Below are 1,102 nucleotides of genomic sequence, written 5' to 3' on the forward strand. Positions count from 1 at the left end.
ATCTATATGGCATAACAGCTTCTGATCGTTATGGGAACCTAACCCCAGACGGTAAAGCGAGCATTATTGGACGTTTGACTGAGCAAGCGGACGAGATGTTCGAAACCAATCTTGTACAGCACATGTGTGAGTTGGTTGATCTGGATGATTTTTGGTTCTCGATGGAGACCCCTTACATCGAGAATATGAGAGATAACTTTGAACCTGTACCCTTTTTCTCTCAGCAAATGTCGCTGGATGAGACAGTCGCCTTTGCCGAGTTTATTGCTAATGTCGTTGATACGAAAAGCTCGTTCACTTTCAAGCACTCGTTGAAGGTAGGGCAACTTTCTGAATATTTAGCTAAACAACTTGGTTATTCTCACACAACGCAGAGAAAGCTCTATTTGGCTGGTTTAGTTCACGATATTGGCAAACTGCAAACCCCTGGTGACATTCTTCATAAGCCAGATTTGCTCACTGACGAAGAATACTGTTGTATTAAACGCCATGCGACAGATACTCGATTCGCGCTGCAGGAGTTGTTTAGTTCGCCTCAGGTGTGTCAGTGGGCTTCCGACCACCATGAAAGGTTAGATGGTTCAGGCTATCCGATGGGTAAAACGGCTGAAGATTTAGATCAACCCAGTAGAATTGTTGCTGTAGTCGATGTATTCCAAGCATTAACCCAGTCTCGCCCTTATCGTAAAGGTATGACACTGGAAGAAACTCTAGCGATATTAACGGACCAAGTTGATAGTTATAAGTTGGATCGAGAAGTGTTTGAATGCCTTAGAAAACACGCAGAGTACTGTTTTGAACTATCGACGGACAAAAGAATGTACGCGTTTTAACTTTGGTCGTTTTTAGGATTCAACTCACCTTTAAATTTAAGGTAAATGGACTATCTACTTTATTCAAACAATGAAAAAGCCGACTGGGTGTTGCGCGAGTCGGCTTTTATTCACTTCTCTTTCTAGTCTTTATCTCTATCTACGCTCGATTAAAAAGCATCATCCACGATATCTTTTAGTCGGTCGTAAGGCACATATCCCGGTAAAACATTTCCGTTCATCATCATGGTTGGAGTGCCGGTTAAACCTAGAGCGCTAAAGGCTTGGTG

1 protein-coding gene and 1 pseudogene are annotated in these 1,102 nt (G+C 42.6%); one reads left to right on the forward strand and one right to left on the reverse strand.

The genetic code is table 11. The annotated features are described in order from the left end of the window. On the forward strand, positions 1-833 hold an 833-nt coding region (locus tag AB4496_RS28770), incomplete at its 5' end, for an HD-GYP domain-containing protein (RefSeq protein ID WP_372133516.1). Positions 834-982: 149 nt separating this feature from the next. Here AB4496_RS28770 and AB4496_RS28775 read toward each other — a convergent pair. Further along, positions 983-1,102 (reverse strand): annotated as a pseudogene (locus tag AB4496_RS28775) (DsbA family protein); the annotation flags it as partial.

This window comes from Vibrio sp. 10N.222.46.A1 (assembly GCF_041473595.1).
Taxonomy (GTDB): domain Bacteria; phylum Pseudomonadota; class Gammaproteobacteria; order Enterobacterales; family Vibrionaceae; genus Vibrio; species Vibrio tasmaniensis_A.